The 25,797-nt window shown below is 68.6% G+C and carries 21 protein-coding genes; 9 read left to right on the top strand and 12 right to left on the bottom strand.

Annotated features, from left to right (window positions below; translation table 11 throughout):
* Positions 1 to 16: 16 nt before the first annotated feature.
* Positions 17 to 1,129 carry an RDD family protein gene (locus ACZ92H_RS16050; RefSeq protein ID WP_465050194.1) on the bottom strand — a complete coding sequence of 371 codons (1,113 nt, stop codon included), beginning with the start codon at positions 1,127 to 1,129 and terminating at the stop codon, positions 17 to 19.
* A gap of 164 nt (positions 1,130 to 1,293) precedes the next feature.
* Here ACZ92H_RS16050 and ACZ92H_RS16045 point away from each other — a divergent pair, with 164 nt between their 5' ends.
* Positions 1,294 to 2,391: an acyl-CoA dehydrogenase family protein gene (locus tag ACZ92H_RS16045; protein ID WP_465050195.1), complete on the top strand. Its 1,098-nt coding sequence runs from the start codon at positions 1,294 to 1,296 to the stop codon at positions 2,389 to 2,391.
* A gap of 7 nt (positions 2,392 to 2,398) precedes the next feature.
* On the opposite strand, the gene ACZ92H_RS16040 is transcribed toward ACZ92H_RS16045, so the two are convergent.
* The 4 genes from ACZ92H_RS16040 to ACZ92H_RS16025 all read right to left on the bottom strand — a co-directional run bounded on the left by ACZ92H_RS16040 (position 2,399) and on the right by ACZ92H_RS16025 (position 7,768).
* Positions 2,399 to 3,541 carry an efflux RND transporter periplasmic adaptor subunit gene (locus ACZ92H_RS16040; RefSeq protein WP_465050196.1) on the bottom strand — a complete coding sequence of 381 codons (1,143 nt, stop codon included), beginning with the start codon at positions 3,539 to 3,541 and terminating at the stop codon, positions 2,399 to 2,401.
* On the bottom strand, positions 3,519 to 6,734 hold the full coding sequence (locus ACZ92H_RS16035; protein ID WP_465050262.1) for an efflux RND transporter permease subunit: 3,216 nt from the start codon (positions 6,732 to 6,734) through the stop codon (positions 3,519 to 3,521). Before ACZ92H_RS16035 ends, ACZ92H_RS16040 begins: the two co-directional genes overlap by 23 nt.
* 118 nt (positions 6,735 to 6,852) lie before the next feature.
* Positions 6,853 to 7,323, bottom strand: a complete 471-nt coding sequence (locus tag ACZ92H_RS16030) for a (R)-mandelonitrile lyase (RefSeq protein WP_465050197.1) — start codon at positions 7,321 to 7,323, stop codon at positions 6,853 to 6,855.
* A 37-nt stretch (positions 7,324 to 7,360) separates the two neighbouring features.
* On the bottom strand, positions 7,361 to 7,768 hold the full coding sequence (locus ACZ92H_RS16025; protein WP_465050198.1) for a carboxymuconolactone decarboxylase family protein: 408 nt from the start codon (positions 7,766 to 7,768) through the stop codon (positions 7,361 to 7,363).
* A 392-nt stretch (positions 7,769 to 8,160) separates the two neighbouring features.
* Between ACZ92H_RS16025 and ACZ92H_RS16020 the strand changes: the two genes are divergently transcribed.
* The 3 genes from ACZ92H_RS16020 (at position 8,161) to ACZ92H_RS16010 (ending at position 10,461) form a co-directional block, all read left to right on the top strand.
* Positions 8,161 to 8,994 carry an HDOD domain-containing protein gene (locus ACZ92H_RS16020; RefSeq protein WP_465050199.1) on the top strand — a complete coding sequence of 278 codons (834 nt, stop codon included), beginning with the start codon at positions 8,161 to 8,163 and terminating at the stop codon, positions 8,992 to 8,994.
* Positions 8,995 to 9,100: 106 nt separating this feature from the next.
* Positions 9,101 to 9,535: a hypothetical protein gene (locus ACZ92H_RS16015; RefSeq protein ID WP_465050263.1), complete on the top strand. Its 435-nt coding sequence runs from the start codon at positions 9,101 to 9,103 to the stop codon at positions 9,533 to 9,535.
* Positions 9,532 to 10,461 (top strand): DUF2145 domain-containing protein, encoded by a 930-nt coding sequence (locus ACZ92H_RS16010; protein WP_465050200.1) that lies wholly within the window; start codon positions 9,532 to 9,534, stop codon positions 10,459 to 10,461. The genes ACZ92H_RS16015 and ACZ92H_RS16010 overlap by 4 nt, the downstream gene beginning before the upstream one ends.
* Here ACZ92H_RS16010 and ACZ92H_RS16005 read toward each other — a convergent pair.
* The gene (locus ACZ92H_RS16005) at positions 10,458 to 11,045 is read right to left on the bottom strand and encodes a flavin reductase family protein (protein WP_131370340.1); all 588 of its coding nucleotides are present in this window, start codon (positions 11,043 to 11,045) and stop codon (positions 10,458 to 10,460) included. The two genes, ACZ92H_RS16010 and ACZ92H_RS16005, sit on opposite strands and share 4 nt — an antisense overlap.
* A gap of 317 nt (positions 11,046 to 11,362) precedes the next feature.
* Here ACZ92H_RS16005 and ACZ92H_RS16000 point away from each other — a divergent pair, with 317 nt between their 5' ends.
* The gene (locus ACZ92H_RS16000; protein ID WP_465050201.1) at positions 11,363 to 13,744 is read left to right on the top strand and encodes a pectate lyase family protein; all 2,382 of its coding nucleotides are present in this window, start codon (positions 11,363 to 11,365) and stop codon (positions 13,742 to 13,744) included.
* A gap of 6 nt (positions 13,745 to 13,750) precedes the next feature.
* Here the strand turns inward: ACZ92H_RS16000 and ACZ92H_RS15995 are convergent, their stop codons facing one another.
* The 3 genes from ACZ92H_RS15995 to ACZ92H_RS15985 all read right to left on the bottom strand — a co-directional run bounded on the left by ACZ92H_RS15995 (position 13,751) and on the right by ACZ92H_RS15985 (position 17,471).
* Positions 13,751 to 14,380, bottom strand: coding sequence for a Rossmann-fold NAD(P)-binding domain-containing protein (locus ACZ92H_RS15995; protein ID WP_465050202.1), 630 nt, complete (start codon positions 14,378 to 14,380; stop codon positions 13,751 to 13,753).
* A 46-nt stretch (positions 14,381 to 14,426) separates the two neighbouring features.
* Complete coding sequence (locus ACZ92H_RS15990; RefSeq protein WP_465050203.1) at positions 14,427 to 15,707, bottom strand: arsenic transporter; 1,281 nt, start codon at positions 15,705 to 15,707, stop codon at positions 14,427 to 14,429.
* Between the two features lie 117 nt (positions 15,708 to 15,824).
* Positions 15,825 to 17,471 carry a DUF4394 domain-containing protein gene (locus ACZ92H_RS15985; protein ID WP_465050204.1) on the bottom strand — a complete coding sequence of 549 codons (1,647 nt, stop codon included), beginning with the start codon at positions 17,469 to 17,471 and terminating at the stop codon, positions 15,825 to 15,827.
* A 186-nt stretch (positions 17,472 to 17,657) separates the two neighbouring features.
* On the opposite strand from ACZ92H_RS15985, the gene ACZ92H_RS15980 reads away from it, so the two are divergent.
* Genes ACZ92H_RS15980 through ACZ92H_RS15965 form a run of 4 tightly spaced genes read left to right on the top strand, consistent with a single transcriptional unit; the run spans position 17,658 to position 19,957 of the window.
* The gene (locus ACZ92H_RS15980; RefSeq protein ID WP_465050205.1) at positions 17,658 to 17,942 is read left to right on the top strand and encodes a 7(1) septoil knot domain-containing protein; all 285 of its coding nucleotides are present in this window, start codon (positions 17,658 to 17,660) and stop codon (positions 17,940 to 17,942) included.
* A gap of 42 nt (positions 17,943 to 17,984) precedes the next feature.
* The gene (locus tag ACZ92H_RS15975; protein ID WP_465050206.1) at positions 17,985 to 18,554 is read left to right on the top strand and encodes a type VI secretion system tube protein Hcp; all 570 of its coding nucleotides are present in this window, start codon (positions 17,985 to 17,987) and stop codon (positions 18,552 to 18,554) included.
* A 4-nt stretch (positions 18,555 to 18,558) separates the two neighbouring features.
* The gene (locus ACZ92H_RS15970) at positions 18,559 to 19,101 is read left to right on the top strand and encodes a contractile injection system tape measure protein (protein ID WP_465050207.1); all 543 of its coding nucleotides are present in this window, start codon (positions 18,559 to 18,561) and stop codon (positions 19,099 to 19,101) included.
* Between the two features lie 37 nt (positions 19,102 to 19,138).
* On the top strand, positions 19,139 to 19,957 hold the full coding sequence (locus tag ACZ92H_RS15965) for a hypothetical protein (protein ID WP_465050208.1): 819 nt from the start codon (positions 19,139 to 19,141) through the stop codon (positions 19,955 to 19,957).
* A 13-nt stretch (positions 19,958 to 19,970) separates the two neighbouring features.
* On the opposite strand, the gene ACZ92H_RS15960 is transcribed toward ACZ92H_RS15965, so the two are convergent.
* The 3 genes from ACZ92H_RS15960 to ACZ92H_RS15950 are packed head-to-tail and all read right to left on the bottom strand — an operon-like array spanning position 19,971 to position 25,698.
* Positions 19,971 to 21,344, bottom strand: coding sequence for an efflux transporter outer membrane subunit (locus tag ACZ92H_RS15960; protein ID WP_465050209.1), 1,374 nt, complete (start codon positions 21,342 to 21,344; stop codon positions 19,971 to 19,973).
* Positions 21,344 to 24,490, bottom strand: a complete 3,147-nt coding sequence (locus ACZ92H_RS15955) for a multidrug efflux RND transporter permease subunit (RefSeq protein WP_465050210.1) — start codon at positions 24,488 to 24,490, stop codon at positions 21,344 to 21,346. The genes ACZ92H_RS15960 and ACZ92H_RS15955 overlap by 1 nt, the downstream gene beginning before the upstream one ends.
* A 41-nt stretch (positions 24,491 to 24,531) precedes the next feature.
* Positions 24,532 to 25,698, bottom strand: a complete 1,167-nt coding sequence (locus tag ACZ92H_RS15950; protein ID WP_465050211.1) for an efflux RND transporter periplasmic adaptor subunit — start codon at positions 25,696 to 25,698, stop codon at positions 24,532 to 24,534.
* Positions 25,699 to 25,797 lie beyond the last annotated feature (99 nt).

Below are 25,797 nucleotides of genomic sequence, written 5' to 3'. Positions count from 1 at the left end.
GCGCGCCGCCCGCGCTTCAGGCGGCAGTTGCCCCGTTCGCCAGCATGGCGCGCCACTGCGCGGGCGTGAAGGCGAAATACCGCGTGCGCGCGGCCCTGGCGATGCCGATGTCATAGCCGACGATGAAGGTGACGACGATGGCGTCCTGGCTGTCCGCCTGCGGAAAGTTCTGCAGCACGGTTTGCGCGATGCGGCGCGCCACGCGATCCGGGTCGGCCGGGTCGGCAGCCAGGAAGATGTTGATGTCCAGGCGCCGTGTGGGCGCCGGGCTGCCCGTGGTCGAGTAGGAGCCGAGAAACACGCCGGCCTGTTCCACGCCCGGCATGGCCACGAGGGTTTGCTGCAGCGCCCGCAGCGGCGCCAGCCTGGCGTCCTGCTCCAGGCGTTGCGACAGCAGCACGGCGGCCACGCACAGGCCCAGCAGCGCCACGGCAGCGACAACGGCGTGGCCGCGCCACAGGGGCCCGGCCGGCAAGTCCGCCTTGCCCGGGCCGCCCTTCACCACCACGGCGCCAACGGCCAGATCGTGCAGCGATTGCCGCGCCGGGCGGTTGAACAGCAGCAGGTAAATGATGCAAAACAACAAGGCACCGCTCAGCAGGGACACGCCGGTCGCCAGCCAGGCCAGCCCGGGCCCCGGGTCGGCGGCGACGCCATGGAGGAAGTACGCCAGGCAAAAAATGCCTGCACGCAAGAACGCAGCGGGCAAGGACAGCAGCTCGCCATCCCGCGTGACGACGCGCAGACCCAGCACGCGCATGCCCGGCGACTGGCCGCCGCCCATCGCGCTTTGCGTGCAGCCCAGGTACAGCACGGCGATGGCAAAGCCCAGCAGGCGCCCCCACGCTCCCATGGCGGACAATGGCGCGAACAGCAGCGCGCCGGCGGCCATGCCGATCAGGCCCAGGATCAGTATATCGATGAGGAAAGCGGCCGCCCGGCGCCACACGGGGGCGATGACGGCGGCCCCGTCCGCCGGCGCAGCCGTTGCTTCGGCGGGCGCGGCGGCCAGCGCGGCCAGGCGCGCCTCCACTTGCCGCACCCGCTCGGGAAAGCGCGCGCCGTCAATGCGCAGCAAGACCTGTTTCAGCTGCGTGGCCGTGTAAAGACTGTAATCGGGTGCGTCCATGTCATATCCACTGGGGAAATGAATATTTTACCTGCAATGTTTCATTTTTGAAACTTATATCCTGTCCCCTGCGCAGGCCGCCCGCCGGTCCTGCCGCGCATCATCTCCCGTCGCGTCGCGCCATATGCGAAAATGCCCGCCTTCGCCATTGCCGGATCTTGCCCATGCTGCACACTGCCGTTGACACTCTCTCGCCACGCGACGCGCGGCGCATCGCGCGCCATGCGCCGGCGGCCGATGCCGCCCGCTTTTTGCATCCCGCCCAGCAAGCCCTGCTGCACCGGCGCGGCTGGCTGACGATGCTGGCGCCGCGCAGCGCGGGCGGCGCCGAGCTGCCGCTGCCGCAGGTGGTGCGCCTGGAAGAAGCCGTCGCTGCCGTCGACGGCAGCATGGGCTGGGTGCTGACCCTGTGCGCGGGCGCCGGCTGGTTCGCGGGCTTTTTGGCGCCGGAGCTGGCGCAGCGCATCGTCGGCACGCCGCGCGCCTGCCTGGGCGGCAGCGGCGCGGCCACCGGCCATGCGGAGGAAGAAGGCGACGGCTACCGCATCACGGGCAGCTGGGACTACGCCAGCGGCGCGCCCATGGCCACCCACTTCACCCTGAACGCCCGCCTGCAGCGCGATGGCCAGCCCCTGCTGGACGAGGCCGGTGCGCCGCGCATCCGCGCCTTCCTGGTGCCGGCCGCGCTGGTGCGGCTGGTGCCGTCATGGAACAGCCTGGGCATGCGCGCCAGCGCCTCGCACAGCTACCGCATCGACGGCCAGTGGCTCGGCAAGGAACACGGCTTCGCCATCCGCCCCGACGCCGCGACGGCGCCCGGCCCCCTGTACCGCTACCCCTTCTATTCGCTCGCCTACGTGACCCTGGCCGCCAACGTGGCCGGCATGGCCGGCCACTTCATGCAGCTGGCCGAGGAATGCATGCGCCACCGGCGCCATGCGCGCGCCGGCCTGCCCCTGCTGGAGGTGCCGGAAGTGGCCGCCACGCTGCAGGGGAAACGGCAGGCATGTGCCGCCGCGCGCACGCGCTTTTACGCCGTGCTGGACGACAGCTGGGCACAGGTGGCCGCCGGCGCATCGCTCGACGCGCCCGCCATGCAGGCCGTGCAGGACAGCGCGCTGGACCTGGTGGCCGCGTGCCGCGCCGCCGTCGATGGCCTGTATCCGTATTGCGGGCTGTACGCGGCGCGCGAAGACACGGCCATCAACCGGGTCTGGCGCGATTTCCATACGGCCAGCCAGCATTCCCTGCTGTTGCCCTGATCCGCGCTCATTGGGCCACGCGCACCGCATCCCCGTCCAGCAAGCCATCGGGCGGGCTGTCGATGATGCGCTCCAGCCCTGCCCGGCCGCCGGCCAGTTCCACCACGTTGCCGAAGTCGCGCGCGATCGTCACTTTTTTCAGCCGCACCTTGCTGTCCGGCGTGACGGTGGCCACCTGCACGCCGGCCTTGCCGAAGATCAGGGCGCCGGGCGGTACGCTGACGCCCGGCGCCGCCTTTGCATCGGCAAAGCTGACGGTGGCGAAGCCGCCCGGCAGCAATTCCCCTGCGGCATTGTCGACCGACAGCTGCACCAGCATGGCGCCCGAACCGGGATTGATCGCCTGCGCCGACGACAGCACGCTGGCGTCATATACCTTGCCGGGCCGTTCCGGCACGGCCAGCTGCGCCTTCGCGCCCGGCCTCACCTGCGCCACCTGGCGCTGCGGCACGCTGGCATACACGCGCAGGCGGCGCACGTCCGAGACGACGAACAACTCGCTGCCAGGCGCGCCGCCAACATTGATCAGCGCGCCCACGTCCGTGTTCCTGGCCGTCACCACGCCGTCAAAAGGCGCCAGCAGGCGCGCATAACCCCGTAACGTCTGCATGCGCTCGACGTTGGCCTGCAGCGCGGCGACGGACGACTGCCGCGCCGCCAGGTCGCCCGTCTTTTCATCCGTCTCCTGCTGCGACACGCCATCGATGGCGCGCAGTTCCTGCCAGCGCCGCGCCGTGCTGGCCGCCAGGGCCAGGCTGCTGCGCGCGCTGGCCAGCTCGGCGCGCGCCTGCAGCAGCTGCTGGTCCAGGTCAGGCGTGTCCAGTTCGGCCAGCAGCTGGCCCGCCTTGACGGGTGCGCCGATATCGACGGTCCAGCGTTTCAGGTAGCCGCTGACCCGCGCGTAGATGGGCGCGCGCGACCAGGCCTCGATGCGCGCCGGCAAGGCCAGTGGCGCCGCATCGAGCGCGCCGGCCGACACCAGCTTCACGGTCAAGACCTGCGACTGCGCCGCCCGCCCGGCGATGGCGGCCGCGTGCGAGCGCCGGCCCAGCAGGCCGGCGACCACGACGGCGAGCGCGATGACGGCCAGGGCCAGGCCCACCAGCGCATGGCGGGAACGGAAGAAATCAGCTGGCATGCGGCGGGACATATGGCGTGGCTCCGGTATCGGTGTGGGGTGGCGGCGGCGCCGTCCTGGCGCGGCGGGAAGGCTGGGCGTGCACCAGGCTGAAGACGACGGGCACGAAGACCAGGGTGGCGACGGTGGCGAACACGAGGCCGCCGATGACGGCGCGGCCCAGCGGCGCGTTCTGCTCGCCGCCCTCGCCCAGGCCCAGCGCCATGGGCAGCATGCCGATGATCATGGCCAGCGCCGTCATCAGAACCGGACGGAAGCGCACATGGCCCGCCTCCAGCGCGGCCAGCGTCGCATCCTGCAGCACGTCCAGCCGTTCGCGGGCAAAGCTGATCACCAGCACGCTGTTGGCCGTCGCCACGCCCATGCACATGATGGCGCCCGTCAGGGCCGGCACGGACAAGGTGGTATTCGTGGCGAACAGCATCCACAGGATGCCCGCCAGCGCGGCCGGCAAGGCCGAGACAATGACGGCCGGGTCCAGCCAGGACTGGAAATTGACGACGATCAGCAGGTAAATCAGGGCCACGGCGCCCAGCAGGCCGAACAGCAAGCCGGAAAAGGCCCGGTCCATGGTGCGCGCCTGGCCCAGCAGCTGCACCGTGGAGCCCTTGGGCACCTGGGACGCCGTCTCGGCCAGCACCTGGCGGATATCGGCGGCCACGGCGCCCAGGTCGCGGTCCTGCGTGGTGGCGTGGATCTGCACCATGCCCTGCACGTCGTACTGGCTGACGAGGGCGCTGCCAGCGCCGCGCTCGACGGTGGCCAGCGCGCCCAGGGTGGCGGCATTCGCATTGCCGCCATTACCCACCGGCAAGTTATTCAGCGCGGCCAGCGAGTCGAGCTGGTACTGCGGCGTCTGCATGACGATGGGATAGCTGACGCCGTTGGCGGGATTCAACCAGTATGTGGGCGCCACCTGGCTGCTGCCGGCCAGGTTTACCACCAGGCTGCTGGTGACGTCGCGCGTGGTCAGGCCCAGCAGTTGCGCCTGCGTGCGGTCCACGTCCACGTTCAGCACGGGCGCCCGGTTCGACTGCTGGATGCGGGCGTCGGCCACGCCGGGAATGGCGCGCAGGCGCTTGAGCAGGAGCTGCGCGTGGGCATAGTTGGCCTCCGTGTCGCGCCCGCGCACCTGCACGTCGATGGGCGCGGGCGCGCCGAAGTTCAGGATCTGGCTGACGATGTCGGCGGGCGGGAATGAAAACGTGGTGTCTGGAAATTCACGCGGCAAGACCTCGCGCAGCCGGCGCACGTAGTCGGCCGTGGGCCGGTGGCCTTCGCGCAGGGCGATCTGGAAGTCGCCGTCGTGCGGGCCCATCACGCCGGTATTGTTGTATGTCAAGTTGATGCTGCTGGGCGGCAAGCCGATATTGTCCACCATGGTGGTGATCTCGGCGGCGGGGATCACGCGGCGGATGGCTTGCTCGATGCGGGCGAAGCGGGCTGCCGTCTCCTCCACGCGCGAACCGACGGGCACACGCGCATGCATCAGCAACTGGCCAGAGTCCACGGATGGGAAAAAATTGCTGCCGATAAAGGGCAGCAGCAGGAACGACAGCGCCACCACGGCCAGGAAGCCGGCGATGAAATGCTTGCGCACGCCCATCGCCGCTTCCAGCATCTCTTGATAGCCGGCGCGCAGGCGTTCGAAACGGGCCTCGAAGCCGCGCTGGAAGCGCACGAGCGGATTGCGCGTGGCGGCCACGGGCGCGTCGGCGTGCGCGTGCTGACGCAGCAGGTAGTTGGCCATGGTGGGCACCAGGGTGCGCGACAAAATGAACGAGCAGATCATGGCGAACATCACGGCTTCGGCCATGGGCACGAAGAGGAAGCGCGACACGCCCTCCAGGAAGAACATGGGCACGAAGACGATGCAGATGCACAGCAGGGAGACAAGCGCCGGCGTGACGATCTGCTGCGCGCCGTCGAGGATGGCCGTTTCCACCGGCTTGCCCTGCTCCAGGTGCCAGTTGATGTTTTCTATCGTCACGGTGGCGTCGTCGACGAGGATGCCGACGGCCAGCGCCAGCCCGCCCAGGGTCATCAGGTTCAGGGTTTCGCCAAACGCGGCCAGCGCGATGATGGAACCGAGGATGGACAGGGGGATCGAGATGGCGATGATGACGGTGGAGCGCCAGCTGCCGAGGAACAACAGGATCATGACGCTGGTCAGCGCCGCCGCGATGGCCCCTTCCAGCGCCACGCCCTGGATGGCGGCCCGCACGAATACGGACTGGTCGTTGATGGGCACGACGTTCAGGGCGGCCGGCCACGACGGCTTGAGTTCGGCCAGCTTGGCGCGCACGCCGTCGACGATGGCCAGGGTCGAGGCGGAACCATTCTTCAGCACCGACATGAGCACGGAGCGGCTGCCATCCACGTGCACGATATTCGTCTGCGGCGCGTTGCCGTCGTGCACGTCGGCCACGTCGCGCATGTAGATCGTGCTGCCGTTCACCACTTTCACGGGCAGGCGTCCCAGTTCCTCGATGACGGATGGCGCGCTGTTGACCTGCACCGTGTATTCCAGCGGGCCGATCTTTTGCGTGCCCACCGGCACCAGCACGTTTTGCGACGCCAGGGCGGCGGCAATATCCTGCGCCGACAGGCCGCGCGCCTGCAGGGCATCGGGTTTCACGTCGATCTGCACCTGGCGCTGCTTGCCGCCATACGGCAAGGGAATAGCCGCGCCCGCCACCGTCACCAGCGGCGTGCGCACCGTGTTCAGGCCCAGGTCGAACAGGTTTTGCTCGCTCAAGCCCTGGCCAGACAGGGCCAGCTGCAGGATGGGCACGGTGGCCGCGTTGTAATTGAGGATCAGGGGCGGCGTGGTACCGGCCGGCATTTGCCGCAGCGCCACCTGCGACACGGCCGTCACCTGCGCATTGGCCACGGCGATGTTCGCGCCCGGCTGGAAGAAGATCTTGACGATGCTGATGCCGGGATAGGTATTGGCTTCGATATGTTCGATATCGTTGACGGTGGTCGTCAGGCTGCGCTGGAACAGGGTGGAAATGCGCCCCGCCATCTGGTCCGGCGGCAAGCCCGTGTATTGCCAGGCCACGGCGATGACGGGAATGCGGATCTCGGGAAACACGTCGGTGGGCGTGCGCAAGGCGGCCAGCGGCCCGATGATCAGGATCGCCAGCGCCATGACGACGAAGGTATAGGGACGCCGCAAGGCGACGCGGACTGCGTCTATCAGCACGGGAACTCCGCTAGTGGGTCAGTTAGACTACGCGATATGACAGGACGTTCCCGGAAGGTAGCACAAGCGGCCGCTGTCGTCCCGCTCCCGCGTTCCGTCACGGCACTGCGGCGCCTCAGCGCGGGTAGGCGTCATCGTCCACGTGCTCCAGCCACGTCACCGTCTGCCCATCTTTCGCTTCGGCAATGGCCACATGCCGCATGCCGGACGTGGCCGTCGCGCCGTGCCAGTGCTTGACGCCGGGCGGTATCCACACCACGTCGCCCGCCGCCATGGCTTGCGGCTGGCCCTGCCAATGCTGCACCCAGCCCTGGCCCTCGGTGACGATCAGCGTCTGCCCCAGCGGATGCGTGTGCCAAGCCGTGCGCGCGCCGGGCGCAAAGCTGACGATGCCGCCGCCCACGCGGGCCGGCGCCGGCCGCTGGAAGCGCGCATCGACTGTCACCGCGCCCGTGAAATACTGCGCGTCGCCCGTGCTGGTGGGCATGGCGGCGGCGCGCGTGACGGTGACTTCCCCGGCCCGGGCCTGGCTGGCCAGCAGGCAGAGCGAGACGAGCGGCAAGAGCGCCGCGGCGGCTAATTGCATGATCGAGATCCTTTCGTGCCGCGCGCGGCGGCATGGTTTATTTGCGGAACACTTCTTTCGCCACGGCCAGCGCCGAGACGGCGTTCGGCCAGCCCGTATAAAAGGCCAGGTGGGTGATGGCCTCGACCAGTTCCTCTTCCGTCACGCCGTTCTGGCGCGCCAGCAGCAGGTGCGATTTCAGCTGGTCGGGCCGGTGCATGGCCACCAGCGCGCTGACGGTCACCAGGCTGCGGTCGCGCCTGGACAACTGGGGGCGTTCCCAGATGTCGCCATACAGCACCTTGTCGGTCAGGTCGGCCATCTTCGGCGCGATGTCGCCCATCAGCTGCTGCGCGCGCGATGGGGGCTTGGCCGCGCCGCCCGCCTCCTGCGCCTGCGCAAAGGCCGGCAACGCCAGGCAGGCCACCAGGACGCCCGCTTGCAGGGAATGTGCGATGGCGCGCATCATGCCTCCAGGTGCCGGGCAAGGAAGGCGTCCCGCCTGGCCGGCGGGGTCTCGAGGAAGGTGGGCCGTGGCGGCCGGGGGACTTCATCACGCATATGCAACTCCTTGTCAACTTGGATAGGGAAAGCTCCCGCAATGCCAGGGCCTGGAAGGCGGCGGCAGGTGCAGCGTAACCGCCCCTGTGCGGCATGACTAGACGGCCAAATCCGCTAAGTCCTATAAGCGCTGCTTATGAATCGCTGCCGCATCCCCATGTCACGCCGCAGTCTTGCACCCCGCCACGCGATAGCCGGGGCAGCAGGCGAATACGCAACAGCGCGCGCGCTGCGGAACGCCTGCCGGGGCGCATAGCCTGATAAGATCGGGCATTGCTATTTCACGGCCCTCCCACCATGCACGTCAACACCCTCAGCAGCCTGGCGCAACTCCTGGCCAGCGCCGAAACGGAAACCCTGGCCTTCCCCACCAGCGTCAATACGGCCCTGCTCCTGCAAAAGGAACTGGCCAATCCCGATTGCCATTCGGCCGACATCAGCCGCCTGCTGCTGTGCGAGCCGACGCTGTCCGCGCGCGCCGTGGCGCTGGCCAACTCGGCCCTGTTCGCGCCGGGGCTGGCGCCGGCCATCACCAGCGTGCGCGCCGCCGTCGAGCGCCTGGGGCACCGCAACCTGTACTCGCTGGCGACGGCGGCCGTCATCCGCCAGCTCAACGCCGGCATCAAGGACCCCGCACTGCGCGCCCGCGCCAGCCAGCTGTGGGCGCACACCGTGCACGTGGCGGCCCTGTCGCATGAAATCGCCCGCGCCGTGACGCACACGGACGCCGATACCGCCCTGTTCGCGGGCATCGTGCACGAAGTGGCCGGCGTCTACCTGCTGGCGCAGGCCGACCGCACGCCAGGCCTGTACGCGCAGCTGGAAGCGCAGATGGCGCCCGCGCTGGAAGTCATCGGCCGGGCCCTGCTGCAGCAGCTGGGCGTGCCGCCATCCGTGGCCGACGCCGTCAATGCCTTGCCCGGCTCGACCATCATGCTGCCGCCCGTCGGCTTGCGCGACACCCTGTTGCTGGCCAAGGCGCTGGCGCCCGTGCCGTCGCCCCTGCCGCAGGCCAGCATCACCGTCAGTGCAGCGCTGCAGGCCTACCTGGACACCGATCCCGTGCTGCAGGCGCTGCGCGAACACCCGTCGGCCGAGGCGCAGGGCCTGATCGCGGTACTCCTCAGCTGACGGGCCATCTGCTATGATGGCGCAGGCCGGGATGGACCCGGCTTGCGCTTTTTATGCCATCGCCACATCAGTACACTGGAAAACTGCCTTGACTACCTCCTTACGCATGCTCGGCCTGGCCGCAGCCCTGACCGTGGCGTGCAACGCCAACGCCGACAGCTTCGTTTCCTCGGCCTCCAGCGCCGGTTCCCAGTCGAGCGGCAGCATTTCCGATTCGCTCAAGGGATCGAGCAACAGCTCCTCGCGCGACAACAACAGGGTGGCCAACGGCCCTTACCGCATCATCGACGTGGCCGCCTTGCCTGGCCGCGACGGCATGACCCGCCTGACCCTGCAGGCCGACGCCGCGCAGGCGTCCGTCGTGCTGGATTTGCCGCAGGCGGCGCTCGACAAGCAGCAGCTGGCGCAGGGCGACGTGGTGCATGCGCAAAACCGCGCCTACGGCATCGAATTCTCGCGCAACGACACGCGCGCCGCCTTCTTCCTCGTGCTGGCAGACGACTGGTACGGCGAACTGGCCACGCGTCCCGTCAGCCTTTGATCCTTCGCCCGACCCTGCGCCACCTGGCGCTGCTGCTGGGCGCCTGCGCCGTGTTCGGCGGCGCCAGCGCGGCGCACGCGGGCACGGCGCCGGCCTCCTCGCGCTTTTGCGACCGCGCGCAGGAACTCACGGCCGCGCAGCAGGACCGCCTGCTGCGCTTTGCCGCCGTCGTGCGCGACGAGCTGGGCGGCAGCGAAGGCAGCGTGGCCCTGATCAGCCGCTCGGGCCTGGACCTGGCCCGTTTCGGCATCCGCTATTCGCACGCGGCGCTGGCCTGGCGCCACGCTGACGGCGGCTGGTCCGCGCGCCAGCTGTACTACGCCTGCGACGAAGGCCGCCCGCGCATCTTCGACCAGGGCACGGCCGGTTTCGTCATGGGCACGGAAAATCCCGCCCTCGGCTATATCTCGCTGGTGAAGCTGCCGGCGGAAACCACGCCGGAGCTGCGGCGCACCCTGCTCGACCCGGCGCGCGTGCAGCACCTGCTGGCGGGCCGCTACAGCGCCAACGCCTATGCTTTCAATTTGAAATACCAGAATTGCAACCAGTGGGTGGTGGAATTGATGGCCGCCGCGTGGGGCGAACTGGCGGACGGCGCCGACCTGCGCGCCCGCGCCCAGGAGTGGCTGCGCGGCGCCCCCTACGCGCCTGCGCCCGTCGACGTGGGCGCCCGCTGGCTCATGCTTGGCTCCCTCTTCGTGCCGCTGGTGCACATGGACGACCACCCGCCCGAGGCGATCCGCTCGATGCAGCTGGAAGTGAGCCTGCCGGCCAGCCTGGAAGCGTTCGCCCGCCAGCGCCTGCCCGCCAGCGAACGCGTGGAAATCTGCCACGACGGCAAACAGGTGGTGGTGCACCGGGGCTGGGACCCCATCGCCGACGGCTGCGTGCCGGGCGCGAACGACCGCATCGTGCCGCTCGATTAACTGTCCGCGTCGAGCGCCTCGCCGATCGCATAAAAGCGCCCGCCGGCGATGTAATGCAGGCTGCGCCACGAGGGATCGGCATCCTCGAAATGCCAGTGCCCGTCGCGGAACACGCGCGTGTCGGCCCAGGCGCCCACCACTTCGCCGATGAACAAGTCATGTACCTGCTGGTTATGCGGTTCCGGCAGCAGCCGGCAAGCCAGCCAGGCGGAGCATCCGGCCACGCACGGCACCTCCCACCCGTCCATCTGGAACAGCCGCACGCCGGCGCGCGCCAGTTTATCGGGCTGCGCGTCGAGACTGTGCGTGCCCACCGCATGCGTCAGCTGCAGCTGCGCCGCCGTCGGCACCTGGATGACGAACGTGCCGCTGCCCTCGACCAGCGCGCGCGTGCGCGTGGCCTTGTCCAGCACCACGGTGAGCTTGGGCGGCGCGAAGTCCAGGGCGCAGGCCCAGGCGGCCGCCATCACGTTGTCCACGCCCGCATGGCGCGCCGAGACGAGGATGGACGGGCCGTGATTGAGCAGGCGGTAGGCTTTTTCCAGCGGGACGGCGGCGATGTGGGGGTGTTCCAGCGAAGGCATTGCTTCTCCTTGAAAGCCCGGCCGCCGCAAGCAGGGCCCATGGCATGCGCGGCGGCCGGCAACGACGATAAAACGCGATTATACGGGCGCCATCCCGGCTGTCCGGCCACGTCTCCCCTTTGCGGTCCTGAAGAGATTAACACCAAGAAATTTTTTTCTTATTGATATATTAGACATGCTATTCTGATATATCACAACAATGCCGTGCCGGCGGGCTTTCCGTCCATCCTGCAGGCGTTGTTGATAGAAAAAAACCCGTCCAGGCAGAGCGCACCCTGCCGGCACAGGGATTCCCTTGTTGATGCAGAGGAGACACCATGTTAAAAAACGTAACGCAAGGCCAGCGCCCCATGCAGCTATTGGCGCTGCTGGTGGCGGCTGGCACTTTGGCGGCCTGCGGCGGCAACACCCCGTCGGGCGGCGCCAGCGCCCTGGCCATCGCCGGCGTGCCCGGCACCGACAGCACGCCGGCGCCGGTCGTCCCCGCGCCCGCGCCGGAAGCGGCCACGCCGCCGCAGCTCGATGGCGTCGCGGGCGGCGATGCGGTGACGGCCGCCGCGGCCACCTGCCCCGCCATCGCGCTTGCCGCCACGGACGCGCAAACGCTGACGGGCGACACCACGCCGCTGCAGATGAACAGCTATGGCGTACGCACCTACTCGGCGCCCGTGCTGGTCGACGGTTCGCATGATCCGGCCAACTACCTGGCGGCGCCCAAGCTGCCCGTCTGGCAATTCGCCACGCAGGACCCGACGAATGGCGTGCTGGGCGCCCTCGAATGCGATCCCGCGCCCACGCTGGGCTGGCATGCTTATGCGCGCAACAGCGGCACGTCGGCCAATATCAGCCATAAAGCAGTCACCGTCACGGGCGGGCGCAACGCGACGGCGCAGCATATCTACACGGTCTATAACGGCCAGCAGCTGGTGGCGGCGCTGAAGGCGGCCGGGCTGGCGCCGAAGATCGTGCGCGTGGTCGGGCACATCGACATGCGCATGAGCGCCAGCAACAGCGTCTTTCGCGAATATACGAGCTACGCGGACCAGAAGATCGGCGGCTCGATCAGCGTGCCGTCGAATACCACCTTGGTGGGCATCAACGATGCGCAAGGCCGGCCGGCGCGCATCACGGGCACCGCGGTGCTGATCGGCGGCGAGCTGGGACTTAGCACGGCCCAGCTGGCGGGCGCGAATGGCGACCCGGAGCACGATTTCAAGGCCTGGATCGCGGCCGGCAAGGATGGCGAGCTGTATCCCACCTGGACGCGCAATGTCATCGTGCGCAACCTGAAGATCGATACGCCGTGGGACGTCAACCCGGAAGACGCGGGCAATGCCTATGCGGACGGCATGACCTTGTCGCGCGCGCAGAATGTCTGGCTGGACCACCTGAGCATGACGGATGGCGACACGCCCGACACCCTCGCCGCCGGCCTGGCCTCCCCCACGCGGCACGACGGCAACCTGGACATCGTGCGCGGCTCGGACTATGTCACCGTGTCGCATTCCTTTTTCGGCGACCACGCCAAGAACACGCTGGTGGGCAATGGCGATTCCGGCCGCGCCTGGAGCGACGCGGGCCGCCTGCACGTGACCTTCCACCGCCTGTGGTGGCGCGGCATCGGCAGCCGCCTGCCGCTGGTGCGCTACGCGCAGCTGCATACGCTCAACAACCTGATGCAGGGCTGGACGGGCAGCGCGGCGGCGGACGGCCATAGCCAGGGTTCCGGCCTGGACGTGCGCTGGCAGGCATCGGTGTTCGCGGAAAATAACTTTCACCTGTTTACCGGCCTGAAGCCGGGCCAGGTGTGCGGCAAGCTGGTGTCGGGCAAGGATGCCCTCGGCTACCGCATCACGGGCGCCAAGCTTGTCAGTGACAAGGATGACAATGGCAAGCCCTGGGCCGGCACCTATGCCGGTGCGCTCGACGTGACGGCCGCGCTGACGGCCGCCGGCTGCGCCAAGTCCGCCCTGCCGGCAGCGGACATCGGCTGGACGCCGCCGTATGCCTATGCCGCGCTCGACGCCGCCGAGGCCAGCACGCAGGTGCAGATCCATAGCGGCGCAGGCCGCATTGGCGCCTTTGCCGTGCCCGGCAACGCCAGCGCCAGCGCCGACAGCGGCGAAGCCGCCACGCCGGACGCGCCCGCCGCCGGCGGCGGCCTGGCCGCCAGCTGGCGCGGCGATTTTTCCGCCGCGACCACGGCCAGCCTGCTGACGGCGGCCGCCTATCCCCTGCCCACCGACGCCGCGCTGCCCCTGTACTACCAGATCGGCAACAACAGGATCAGCGCCGGCGCGGGCGCGCTGACGCTGGCCAAGAGCGCCATCCTGATGATCGGTTCCACCGCGAATACCGCCACCACGGCGTCGGGCGCGCCGCCAGGCGTTTTCGACATCGTCGGCAAGGCGTGCACGCTGGTGCTCGATGCGGCCAGCGCCGGCCTGGCCAGCGATACGGGCAACCTGACCGTCGGCGTGGACAACAACACGTCCGGCAGCGGCAACTCGCCGCATGGCAAGGCGGGCACGGTGGTCACGGTGGCCAGCAGGAATATCGTCGCCGGCGAGAACCGCTGGAGCTGGACCCTGAACGACGCCGCCTGGCCCGCAGGCGCCGGTTCCTCGCTGTCGCTGCGCATCGACACGGGCGTGCCGAACGGCCTGCAGATCAGGCGACTGTCGCTCGACTGCATCTGACAGTGACTACAGCAGCCGCTCGGACGTCACCACGTGCACGCCGGGCGCGGCGGAAATGGCCGCTTCCAGCAGCGCCGCGGCGATGCTGGAAGCGGGATTGATGCGCCAGCGCGGCGGCAGCACGGGCCCCAGCACGCGCAGGACGCGCAGCGCGGCGCCCTCGCCCGCCCGCGCCTCGGCGCGCTCGCCGCCGATCAGGCCCGGACGCACGTGCGTGAGCGAGGCAAAGCCCAGTGCGGCCAGGTCGCGTTCCAGCTCGCCCTTGACGCGGTTGTAAAAGATGCGCGACGCCGCGTTGGCGCCGGCCGCCGAATTGAGCACATAGGCGGGCGTGCCGGCCGCCAGCGCCAGGCGCGCCACGGCCAGCGGATAGTCGTGGTCGACCCGCCGGAACACCTGGCGCGTGCCCGCCACCTTCATGGTCGTGCCCAGCGTGCAGATGACGGCGTCCGCCTGCCACCAGGGCGCCCCGGCCGGCAGGCGGTCGTAGTCAACCAGCGGCGCCTGCAGCTTCGCATGGGCGGGCAGCGCCCGCCGCACCGGCGCCACCACGCCCGTGACGCGGGCATCGGCCAGCGCCAGTTGCAGCACATGGCTGCCGACGAGGCCCGTGGCCCCCGCTAATAAGATCTTCATCGCTGCCTGCTATCGAGTTGCTCGTAGGCACAACCATACACGGAACTCAGGACAGGCGCAGCGCGAGTGCCGCCAGGGTGGCCAGCAGCACGGGCACGGTGAGCACGATGCCGACGCGGAAATAGTATCCCCAGGAAATGTGGATATCCTTGCTGTCGAGCACATGCAGCCACAGCAGGGTAGCCAGGCTGCCGATGGGCGTGATCTTCGGCCCCAGGTCGCTGCCGATGACGTTGGCGTAGATCATCGCCTCGCGCACGGCGCCCTGCGCCGTGGTGGGGTCGATGGCCAGCGCGCCCACCAGCACGGTCGGCAGGTTGTTCATCACGGACGACAATAAAGCCGTCAGCACGCCCGTGCCCATGGCCGCGCCCCACACGCCGTACTGGGCGCAGTGGTTGAGTACGCCCGTCAGGTAGGCCGTCAAGCCCGCATTGCGCAAGCCATACACCACCAGATACATGCCCAGCGAAAAGACGACGATGTGCCATGGCGCATGGCGGATCACGTGGCGGGTCGAAATGACGTGGCCCTTGGCGGCCACGCCCAGCAGCAGCGCGGCGCCCACGGCGGCGATCAGGCTGATGGGCACGCCCAAGTGTTCTTGCGAGAAAAATCCCGCCAGCAGCAGCGCCAGCACCAGCCAGCCGGCGCGGAACGTGGCCGGGTCGCGGATGGCGGCGCCAGGCTGCTTGAGCTGCGCCAGCGCATAGTCAGTCGGAATATCCTTGCGGAAAAAGAGCAGCAAGGCGCCCAGGGTGGCCAGCACGGCCACCACGTTGACAGGCGCCATCACGGATGCATACTCGGCAAAGCCGATCTTGAAAAAATCGGCCGAGACGATGTTCACCAGGTTCGACACCACCAGCGGCAAGCTGGCCGTGTCGGCGATGAAGCCGGCCGCCATCACATAGGCCAGGGTGGCCCTGGCGGAAAATTTCAGGGCGCGCAGCATGGCGATGACGATGGGCGTGAGGATCAGCGCGGCGCCATCGTTGGCGAACACGGCGGAGACGACCGCGCCCAGCAGGACCAGCAGAATAAACAGCTTGCGCCCGCTGCCGCCGCCCCAGCGCGCCACGTGCAGCGCGGCCCATTCGAAGAAGCCGGCCGCGTCCAGCAGCAGGCTGATGATGATCACGGCGATGAAGGTGCCGGTGGCATTCCACACGATATGCCAGACGACGGGAAGGTCGGCCCAGTGGATCACGCCGGCCAGCAGGGCCACGGCCGCGCCGATGACGGCGCTCCAGCCGATGCCCAGGCCGCGCGGCTGCCAGATGACGAGGGTTAAGGTGGCGAGAAAGATCAGGAAAGCGGTCAGCATGGGGAAAAGTCCCGTGGATGCGGCATCGCGGGCACCATGCGCCGCAGCCTGTGAATATCAACAATAATTCCATAATACTAGAATTATTGAATCAATGCAAAGCCGCGGCGGCGTTTTTTATTGCAGCGCGATGGCAATATCGGTCAAGCCCACCGTGCCATTGCCGATGGCGGATGCGGCCGGCGTGGCCGCGCCGCCGCTCGGCACGGCCGCCCCCGTCGCCAGGTCGATACGGTACAGGGAGCTCGGTCCCGTGGCCGACGTGCGCAAGGCCGCCAGCGCCAGGCCATTCGCCCCGCCCGCGATATCGAAGCCCGCGTCGCCCGCCGCCGCCACGCCCAGCAGGCCCACGTTCGCCAGGGTGCCGTCGTTGGGCGGATTTTGCAGGGCAAGCGCGGCGCTGGCCGTGTCGATATCGAACAGCATGGTGGCCGTCGCGCCCGCATAACTGTTGGTGTAGGCCGCTGCCGTCACGACGGGCGCCGCGCCCGCGCGGTTGATGGCGCCATCGGTGGTGGTGGCGCCCGTGTCGACATTGATGCGCAGGCTCTGGCCCGTGTTGCCGATCACGCGCAGGCGGTCGGCGACGGGATTGAAGTCCACGCCGAAGGCCGTGCCGGAGATGGCCGTGTACGGCGCGGTGGCGTCCGCCGCATCGGCGGCCAGCGTCGCCTTGACGGTGGCCGCCCCCGTGGCCGGGTCGATGGTGACGATGCGCCCCATCGAGGATATGCCGTACAGCAGGCCATCCTTGGGACGGATGTCAAAGCCCAGCAGGCGCTCGCCCGCCGCCAGGCCCGTGACGGCCACGTTGGCGTCCAGGGTATTCGGCGTGGCCGTCTTGAAGGTGACGATGCGGGCGTCGTCCGTCAAGCCGTAGGCGATGGGCGCGCCCGGCCCTTTCAAGGCGATGCCGCGCAGCTCCTCCGTCACGCCGATGGCCGCCACCAGGGTCGCCGGCGCGGTGGCCGCCGCCAGGTTCACGGTATACAGATTGCGCGCGCCGGCCACCGTCATGACGGCGTAGCCCGTGTTGGTGCGCGCATCGATATCGAAGCCGGCGACGCCCGTGGCTGCCACGCCCAGCGGCACGGCGCCGGCCAGGGTGCCGTTATTCGGCGGATTTTGCGTGTACAGGGTGGCATTGGCCGCGTCGATGACGAACAGCGTGGTGCTGGCCGTGCCGGCGAAGCTGTTGGTGTAGGCCGCCGCCGTGATGGCGGTATTGGCCGCGCCGCCGTTGATATTGCCATCCGTCGTGGTGGCGCCCGTGTCGACGTTGATGCGCAGGCTTTGCCCCGTGTTGCTGACGATGCGCAGGCGGTCGGCCACAGGGTTGAAATCGATGCCGAACTGCGTGCCGTCCAGCGCCGCGTAAGGCGCCGTCGTGTCGGCCGCGTCCGCCGCCAGGCTGGCCTTCAGGGTGGCGGCGCCCGTCACGCCATTGAGCGTATAGATGCGCCCCGTGCTGCCGACGCCATACAGCTGGCCGTCGGCGGGACGGAAGTCGATGCCCAGCAGGTTTTCACCGGCCTGCAGGCCCGTCACTGCCGCCGTGGTGCGGATGGTGGCCGGCGTGGCGCGGTCGAACGACAGCAATTTGTTGCTGGCGGTGAGGACGAAGACGTCGCCAGCCACCGCCACGGGTGGCGGTGGCGCGACGACGCCATCGTCATGGTCGCTGCCGCCGCAAGCGGCGAGCGACATGGCGATGGCGGAAGCAAGCAGCAGCTTGGCGTATGGCAAGGTCGGCAAAGTTGGCATGGTCGTGGCCCCTGAAAAAGTGAGTGGATGTGCCGCCCATGCCGTGGTTTGCGGCGAGCGCACCCCTGTACTACCCGCCAGGCCCGCGTTTGGATGCAGTCGCGCAAAAAAATTATTTCAGCTCGCTTTATGCTTGTGTTTAAGCAATTTTTTCGGTGTATAGTCTTGCGCAAGACAATCAAAAAAATGGCGCGGACTGTGGCAATCGTGTATCAGACAACAACATTGGAAGAAGCACAGCTGCGCGTCGCCCTGGTGGAACGCGGCAGCGCCGACCTGCTGGTGCACCGCGTGTCCAGCAGGGGCTTGGCGCAGCGCGACAGCCTGTGGTACCTCACCCGCGACCGCCAGAGCGCCACGACGCTCCTGTGCTTTACCACGCCGGGCATGGCGCAGCTGAAAATCTGCTTTGTCGACAGCTACGGCGAAGCGGGCTGGCAAGTGCCACGCCCGCGCCATATCCGCCTGTAGCGCATGAGGGCCCGTGCACACTGACTGAAAGGAGGCGTCGCCATGGATTTGATCTTGCTGGAACCGGGCAATCCGGAATTCGTGTTTGGCAAGGCGTCCGAAGCTGGCAGCGCCGGCAGCGACGCCACCTGGCGCACTGCCAGTGCGCTGCGGGACCTGGGTCCATGCATCGAACTGGTCTCGCTGCACCAGGGCATGCGGCAGCAGGTGACGACGGACGTCGGCAACGCGGCGCGCACGTCGGGACGGCCCGTCATCACGGAATTTACCTGCGTCAAATATGTCGACCAGACGTCCGTCAAGCTGTATGAACTGTGCCTGCGCGCCGAGCCGATGGGCAGGGGCGCGGCCCAGCCCACCAGGCTGCACATCGCCCGCCACGCGAACGGCAAGACGGCCAACATCATCACCATTGCGCTGCGCGACGCGCTGATCAGCGAAATCCAGCTGCAAACCCATCCCGACGACATGCCGACCGAGCAGTTCAAGCTCCATTTTACGGAAATCCTCTGGAGCCACAGCGTGCCGCAGGCGGACGGCCAGCCCGGCACCCAGCATGCGACAGGCTGGAGCCTGGCGCGCAACCGCCCTATCGGGGCCTTCACGGGATAAGCACATGCACGCAGCAGCAGATTCTCCTGACATCGCCTACATCGGCAATGCCGGCCTGGCGCTGGTCCATCCATTCCTGGCGGCGCTGTTCCAGCGGCGGGACTTGCTCTCCACTGGCGACGATGGCAGGCCACGGCTGCGCGGCGAACAGGGCGCGCGCGCCGTGCGGCGGCTGCAATACCTGGTCGATGGCGGCAGCGATGCGCCGAAACAGAGGCAAGTGCAGGCCCTGCCGCTGAACAAGCTGCTGTGCGGGCTGCCGGCAGATTTCCCCTGCCCGCCCGTGGAACTGGGCCAGGACGAACAGGCAGTCTGCGACCAGCTGCTGCATGCCGTCATCGGCAACTGGCCCGCCATCGGCCATGCCTCGGTCGCGGCCCTGCGCGAAACCTTTCTGCAGCGCGAAGGCCGGCTGGAATGGCGCGGCGCAGACTGCACCCTGTCCGTGCAGCGCAGGACGCTCGATGTGCTGATGCGCCAGCTGCCATGGTCCATGACCGTCATTCGCCACCCATGGATGCCGCAGCCCGTGCATGTGACATGGTAGGCGCGCGCCGGACCGATACCTCCACAAGGAAAGCCGCATGAGCAATTACATCCGCATCGCCGGCAGCCCCGCAACCGGCATCGTGCTGCTGGGCGACGACGGCGCGGTGCGCAGCCTGGGCCAGGTCGGGCCAACGCCAGTCTGGCTAGAGTGCTCGCAGGTCGCCGGCTTCGTGCGCGGCGAGGCGGCGTTTGCCTGCCTGCTCGGCGGCGCGCACTATGCCACGGTGGCCCATGGCACAGCCATCCGCTATCTCTCTGCCCTGGGCCAGCCGCAGGCGCGCTGGAAAGACGTCGCCTCGCCGCCCGCCGGCACGGGCATCGCCGGCCTGGCCGGCGGTCCCCAGGAAGGCTACCTGCTGCTGGGCGCCGATGGGCGCAGCCTGTACCGGCTCGCCGGGATGGCCGACGGCCGCGGTGAAGGGAGCGGATGGAAGCCTTGCGCCGCGCCGCCCTTCGGCGACAAGGCCACGCTGATCGCCGGCGACTGGCAGCATGGCATGCTGGCGCTGGGCGATGGTGCGGCAGCGAAGCTGGCGAGCGACGGCACCGGCGACACCTGGACGGCGCTGCCGGCGCCACCGCTCGCCATCGACATGGTGACGGGGAATTTTGAGGATGGCTTCCTCGCCTACGGCGAGGGACAGCTATGCATGCTGAGCACGGGCGCCCAGCCAAGTTGGAGCCGCCTGTCCACGCCAAGCTTCGACGTGCGCGCCCTGTCCGGCAATCCGGCCCATGGGCTGGCGGCCGTGCTGGCCGACTCCAGCGGCGACGGCACCCTGGTCGTCTATGCCTTGCGTCCTGGCAGGGAAGCGTGGTCGCTGGCCCTGGCGCCGCAGGCGAGGCGGCGCTAAGTCCCCGCCGCGCCTACTCTTCCAGCCCGCCGCCCAGCGCCTGGTACAGGGCCACGGCCGACTTGAACTGGTCGCGCCGCGCGTCGAGCAGGGTTTGCTGCGCCGCATACGACTGGCGCTGCGCATCGAGCAATTCCAGCCGGCTGTCCTGTCCAGCGTCATAGCGCAACTGCGACAGGCGCTGGCGCTGCTGCGCCGCCGTCACCACGCGTTCCTGCGCGGCGATCTGCCGGCCATACGTGGCGCTGCCCGCCAGGCCGTCGCGCACTTCGCGGAAGGCCGTCTGGATGGCGTGCTCGTATTGCAGCACGGCCACCTCCTTGCGCAGGCGCGACAGCTGCAGCTCCGCGCGCAGCTGGCCGCCCTGGAACAGGGGCTGCGTTACCTGCGGCGCGAAGGACCAGCTGCGCGCGCTGCCACGAAACAGGTCGCCCAGTTCCGGGCTGGCCAGGCCCAGCTGCGCCGTCAGGGACAGGCGGGGGAAGAAGGCGGCGCGCGCGGCGCCGATTTCCGCATTCGCCGCCACCAGCGCATATTCCGCTTGCAAAATGTCGGGCCGGCGCGCCAGCAAGTCCGACGGCAGGCTGGGCGGCAGCTGCGTCAGCACGGGCTGGCCGTCGAGCGCGCGGCCGGCCGGCAAGTCGGCGGGCAATGGCGCGCCCAGCAGCAATTCCAGGTTGTTGCGCGCCAGGGCACTGGCCCGCTCGCGCGCCTGCACGTCCGCTTCCGCCGTGGCCGCCTGCCCTTGCGCTTGCGCCACGTCCAGCCCACTGCCCTGCTGCGCGCCGTGCAGGCGCTGCGTCAGCTCCAGGGCCTGGCGCCAATCCAACAGGGTCTGCCGCGCCAGCGCCAGCTGTTCCTCGGCCAGGCGCTGCTCCAGGTAGGCGCCGGCCACGCCGCCGATCAGGGCCATGCGCGCGGCCCGCTGGCCCTGCTGCGTGGCCAGGTAGCGGGCAAACGCCGCATCCGACAGGGAACGCAAACGGCCGAACAGGTCGATCTCGAACGCGCTCATGGCGATGCCGGCCGTGAACTGGTTCTGCCGCGCGCCATCGCCGGCGCGCTGGCGCGTGCCGCCCGCAGTGGCGCCGACGGCGGGAGCGCGGCCCGCATCCTGGATCTGGTACTGGGCCCGCACGGCTTCGACGTTGAGGGCCGCCACGCGCAAGTCGCGGTTGTTTTCCAGCGCGATATCGACCAGGCGCTGCAGGCGCGCATCAAGCAGCATCTGGCGCCAGCCCAGGTTGGCCGCGGTGTCGGCCGTGCCTGGCGCGGCAACCCCGGCATACGCGGCGGGAATCGGCGCCGCCGGCCTGGCCAGCGGCGGTGTCAATGAACAGGCCGACAAGGCCAGCGCGGCCAGCGGCGTGATAAAAATCAAACGCATTACAACTCTCCTTCCACCGCCTTGACGGCGATGCGATTACTGCGCTTGTTGACATAGCGGTCCAGCTTGTCGACGGCGCCCAGCACCACGACAAAGAACACGGGAACGAAAAACACGGCCAGCACGGTGGCGGTGATCATGCCGCCGAAGACGCCCGTGCCGATCGCGTGCTGCGTCTCGGCGCTGGCGCCCGTGGCCAGCATCAGCGGCACCACGCCCAGCGCGAACGCCAATGACGTCATCAGGATCGGGCGCAGGCGCAAGCGGGCCGCCTCCACCGCCGCCTCGACAAGCCCGCGTCCCTGCGCCTGCAGCTGGCGCGCATATTCGACGATCAGGATGGCGTTCTTCGCCGACAGGCCAATGATGGTGATCATGCCCACCTTGAAGAACACATCGTTCGGCATGCCGCGCAACATCACGGCCAGCACGGCGCCGAGCAAGCCCAGAGGCACGACCAGCATCACGGAGACGGGAATGCTCCAGCTTTCATACAGGGCCGCCAGCACGAGGAAGACCACCAGCATCGACAGCGCCATCAGCATGGGCGCCTGCGAGGCCGATTCCTTCTCCTGCAGCGACTGCCCCGTCCACGCCAGCGCAAAGCCGGGCGGCAGCTGTTTTGCCAGGCGTTCCATTTCCAGCATGGCGTCGCCGCTGGACACGCCCGGCGCCGCGCTGCCAGAGATGCGCGCCGCCGGATACCCCTGGTAGCGCACCAGCTGCAGCGGCGATTCGCTCCACACGGGGCGCACCAGCTCGCCCAGCGCCACCATGCCGCCCGCGCTGTTGCGGATGCGCAGGGCCAGCACGTCGTTCAGCTGCATGCGCGCGGGCGCGTCGGCCTGGATGATCACCTGCTGCATGCGGCCCGCATTCGGGAAATCGTTGACATAGGTCGACCCCATGGCCGCCGTCAGCATGTCGGCGATGGCCGCAAACGACACGCCCAACGCTTCCGCCTTGGTGCGGTCGATGTCGAGGCGCACGCTGGCGCCGGGCGGCAAGCCGTCCGGATACACGCCCGCCACTTTGGCGCTTTGCGCGGCCAGGCCCAGCAGCTGGTTCTGCGCCGCCTGCAGGGCCGCGATACCCTGGTTGGCACGGTCTTGCAGGCGCAGGGAAAAGCCGGACGAATTACCCAGTTCATCGATGGCGGGCGGCATCAGGCTCATGATCACGCCCTCCTTCGCCTGCGCCATGGCGGCCTGCGCCAGCGCCACCTCTTCCTGCGCCGTGGCGCCGTTGCGCTCCTTCCAGTCTTTCAGCATGGTGAAGGCCAGGCCCGCGTTCGGCCCCGCGCCGGAAAAGCTGAAGCCGAGGATCGATTGATTCACCTCGATGCCGGGGCGCGTGGCCACGTGCTGCTCGTACAGCTTGACGACATCGAGCGTGCGCTCCATGGTGGCGTCGGACGGCAGCTGGATCGAGGTGATGAAATAGCCCTGGTCTTCTTCCGGCAAAAAGGCCGACGGCAGCTGCACGAAGGCCACGCCCAATGCGGCGACGATGGCGCCATACAGCACCATCGAACGGCCCGCGCGCTTGAGCATCGCCACCACGCCCTGCTCATAGCGGCCCGTCATGCGCTCAAACTGGCGGTCGAACCACAGGAAAAACCCTTTTTTATCATGCTCGTGCGGGCCGATGGGTTTGAGCATGGTGGCGCACAGGGCAGGCGTCAGGGTCAAGGCCAGGAACGCCGAGAACAGGATGGAGACGGCCATGGCCAGGGTGAACTGGCGGTAGATGGCGCCCACGGAACCGCTGGCCAGCGCCATCGGGATGAACACGGCCGTCAGCACCAGGGTGATGCCCACGACGGCACCGGTGATTTCGCGCATGGCTTTCGAAGTCGCTTCCTTCGGCGACAGGCCCTCGGTCGCCATCAGGCGCTCCACCGCTTCCACCACGACGATGGCGTCATCGACGATGATGCCGATGGCCAGCACCATGCCGAACATGGTCAGCACGTTGACGGAATAGCCGGCCAGCAGCATCACCGTAAACGTCCCCATCAGTGCGATGGGCGCGACGATGGCGGGAATCAGGGTGTAGCGTATCTTTTGCAGGAACAGGTACATGACGAGGAACACCAGCACCATCGCCTCCAGCAAGGTGACGATGACCTTCTCGATCGAGATCTTCACGAACGGCGCCGTATCGAAGGGCACCGAGTACTTGATCCCGGCCGGCATGGTGTGCGCCAGTTCGGCCATGCGCGCACGCACGGCGGCCGCCGTCTGCACGGCATTGGCGCCCGGCGACAGCATGATGGCGGCGCCCGACGCGGCTTGTCCGTTTTCGCGGATGCTGAAATTGAAGCTTTGCGCGCCCAGCGCCACTCTTGCCACGTCGCCGAGCGTCACTTTCGAGCCGTCCGCGTTCGCGCGCAGCACGATGGCGGCAAATTCGGCCGGCGTTTGCAACTGGCCCTGCACCGTCAGCGGGATGGTCACGCGCTGGCCTTCCACGACGGGCGCATCGCCCAGGCGGCCCGGCGCGATCTGCGCGTTCTGCTGCGCCACGGCCGCCGTCAGCTCGCCCATGGCGATGTTGTACGACACCAGCCTGGCCGGGTCGACCCAGATGCGCATGGCCCGCTCGGAGCCGAACAGCTGCACCTTGCCCACGCCGGGAATGCGGCGCAGTTCTTCCGTCACGTTGCGCGCCAGGTAGTCGCCCAGCGCCACTTCATCGTGGGCGCCGTTATCGGAAATCAGGCTGACGATCATCAGGAAGCCGGACGACGCCGACTCCACCGTCAAGCCGTTCTGGCGCACTGCCTGCGGCAGGCGCGGCTCAATGGCTTTCAGGCGGTTCTGCACGTCCACCTGCGCCAGCTCGGGATTGGTGCCCGGCTGGAAGGTGACGGTGATCGAGGCCGAGCCCGAGGTATCGGTGGACGACTCGAAGTACAGCAGGTGCTTGACGCCGGACAGCTCGCGCTCGATCAGGCCCACCACGGAATCGTTCATGGTCTGCGGCGTGGCGCCGGGATAACTGGCGCTGATGCTGACGCTGGGCGGCGCCACCGAGGGGAAGCGCGCAATCGGCAATTGCGGTATGGCGATCAGTCCGAACAGGACGATGAAGACCGCCACCACCCACGCGAAGACGGGGCGGTTGATGAAAAATTGAGGCATGGAATTAGACTTTCAACAAGTACGCTTGCAATGAATACGGATCAACGGGCCTTGGCGGCAGCCGCCGTGGCCACGACGGCCGGCTTCCACGGCTGCGGCGCGGCGGTGGCGCCCGGCTGCAGCCGTTCCTGGCCTTCGACGACGACCGTGTCGCCCGCCTGCAGGCCGCCGCTGACCACGTACTGGTGCTCGATCACGTCGCCCACGCTGATGGCTTTAAGACTTGCTTTGTGCGCGCCATCGAGCACCCAGGCCTGCGCCTGGCCATCGCTGCTGCGCAGGACGGCCTGCTGCGGCAGCAGCACGCCATTGGGCTGCACGGCGCGGGCGATGCGGGCCCGCACGAACATGCCCGGCAAGAGCTGGCGCTGCGGGTTATCCACCAGCACGCGGATGGTGGCGTCGCCCGTGCCCGCGTCGATGCTGATGCCGGAGAACAGGATGCGCCCCGTGACGGGATGCGGCTGGCCATCGGCGCCCACAATGGTGACGGGCAGCTTGTCGGCGCCGTCCTTGCCGCTGCTGCCGGAGGCTTGCAGCGCGGCCAGCGCGGCGGCTGGCTGGCGCACGTCCACATACACCTTGTCGATCTGCTGGATGCGCGCCATCGGCGCCGCATCCGTCATGCCCACCAGCGCGCCTTCCGTCACCAGCTCGGAGCCGATGCGCCCGGCGATCGGCGCCTCGACGCTGGCAAAGGCCAGGTCCAGGCGCCGGCGCGCCAGGGTGGCGCGCGCCTGCGCCACGCTGGCGGCGGCTTGCTCGTGCTGGGCCACGGCATCGTCATACGCCTGGCGGCTGATGGCGTCCGCCTCGACCAGCGGCTTCAGGCGCTCGGCCTGGCTGCTGGCGCGCCTTGCCGTGGCCACCGCATGCTGCAGGGCGGCGGCGGCCGAATCGACTTCCGCCTGGAATGGCGCCGGGTTCAGCTGGAACAGCTTCTGCCCCGCCTTGACGTCGGCGCCCTGCTCGAACTGGCGGCGCAGCACGATGCCGCCCACCTGCGGGCGGATATCGGCCGTGCGGAAGGCGGCCACCCGGCCCGGCAATTCGTCGCTGAGCACGACGGGCGCGGCGCGCAGCTTGAGCACCGTCACGGCGGCGGGCGGCGCGGCCGCTTCTTCCGGCGCGGGCTGGGAACAGGCGGCAAGGCTGAACAGCGCCGCGGCGATCAAACTATTTTTTTTGGTGAAATGGCTCGGATGCATGGTCTTTCTCTATGGCAGATCCCAACCGGCGGTCCGGTCGACAGATAAGCGCAGCATAAAAGCCGTGCGTGGATGTTCCGTCAAAGAAATGTGGAGATT

Source organism: Janthinobacterium foliorum, from assembly GCF_978021625.1.
This window is presented reverse-complemented; position numbering and strand designations above follow the sequence as displayed.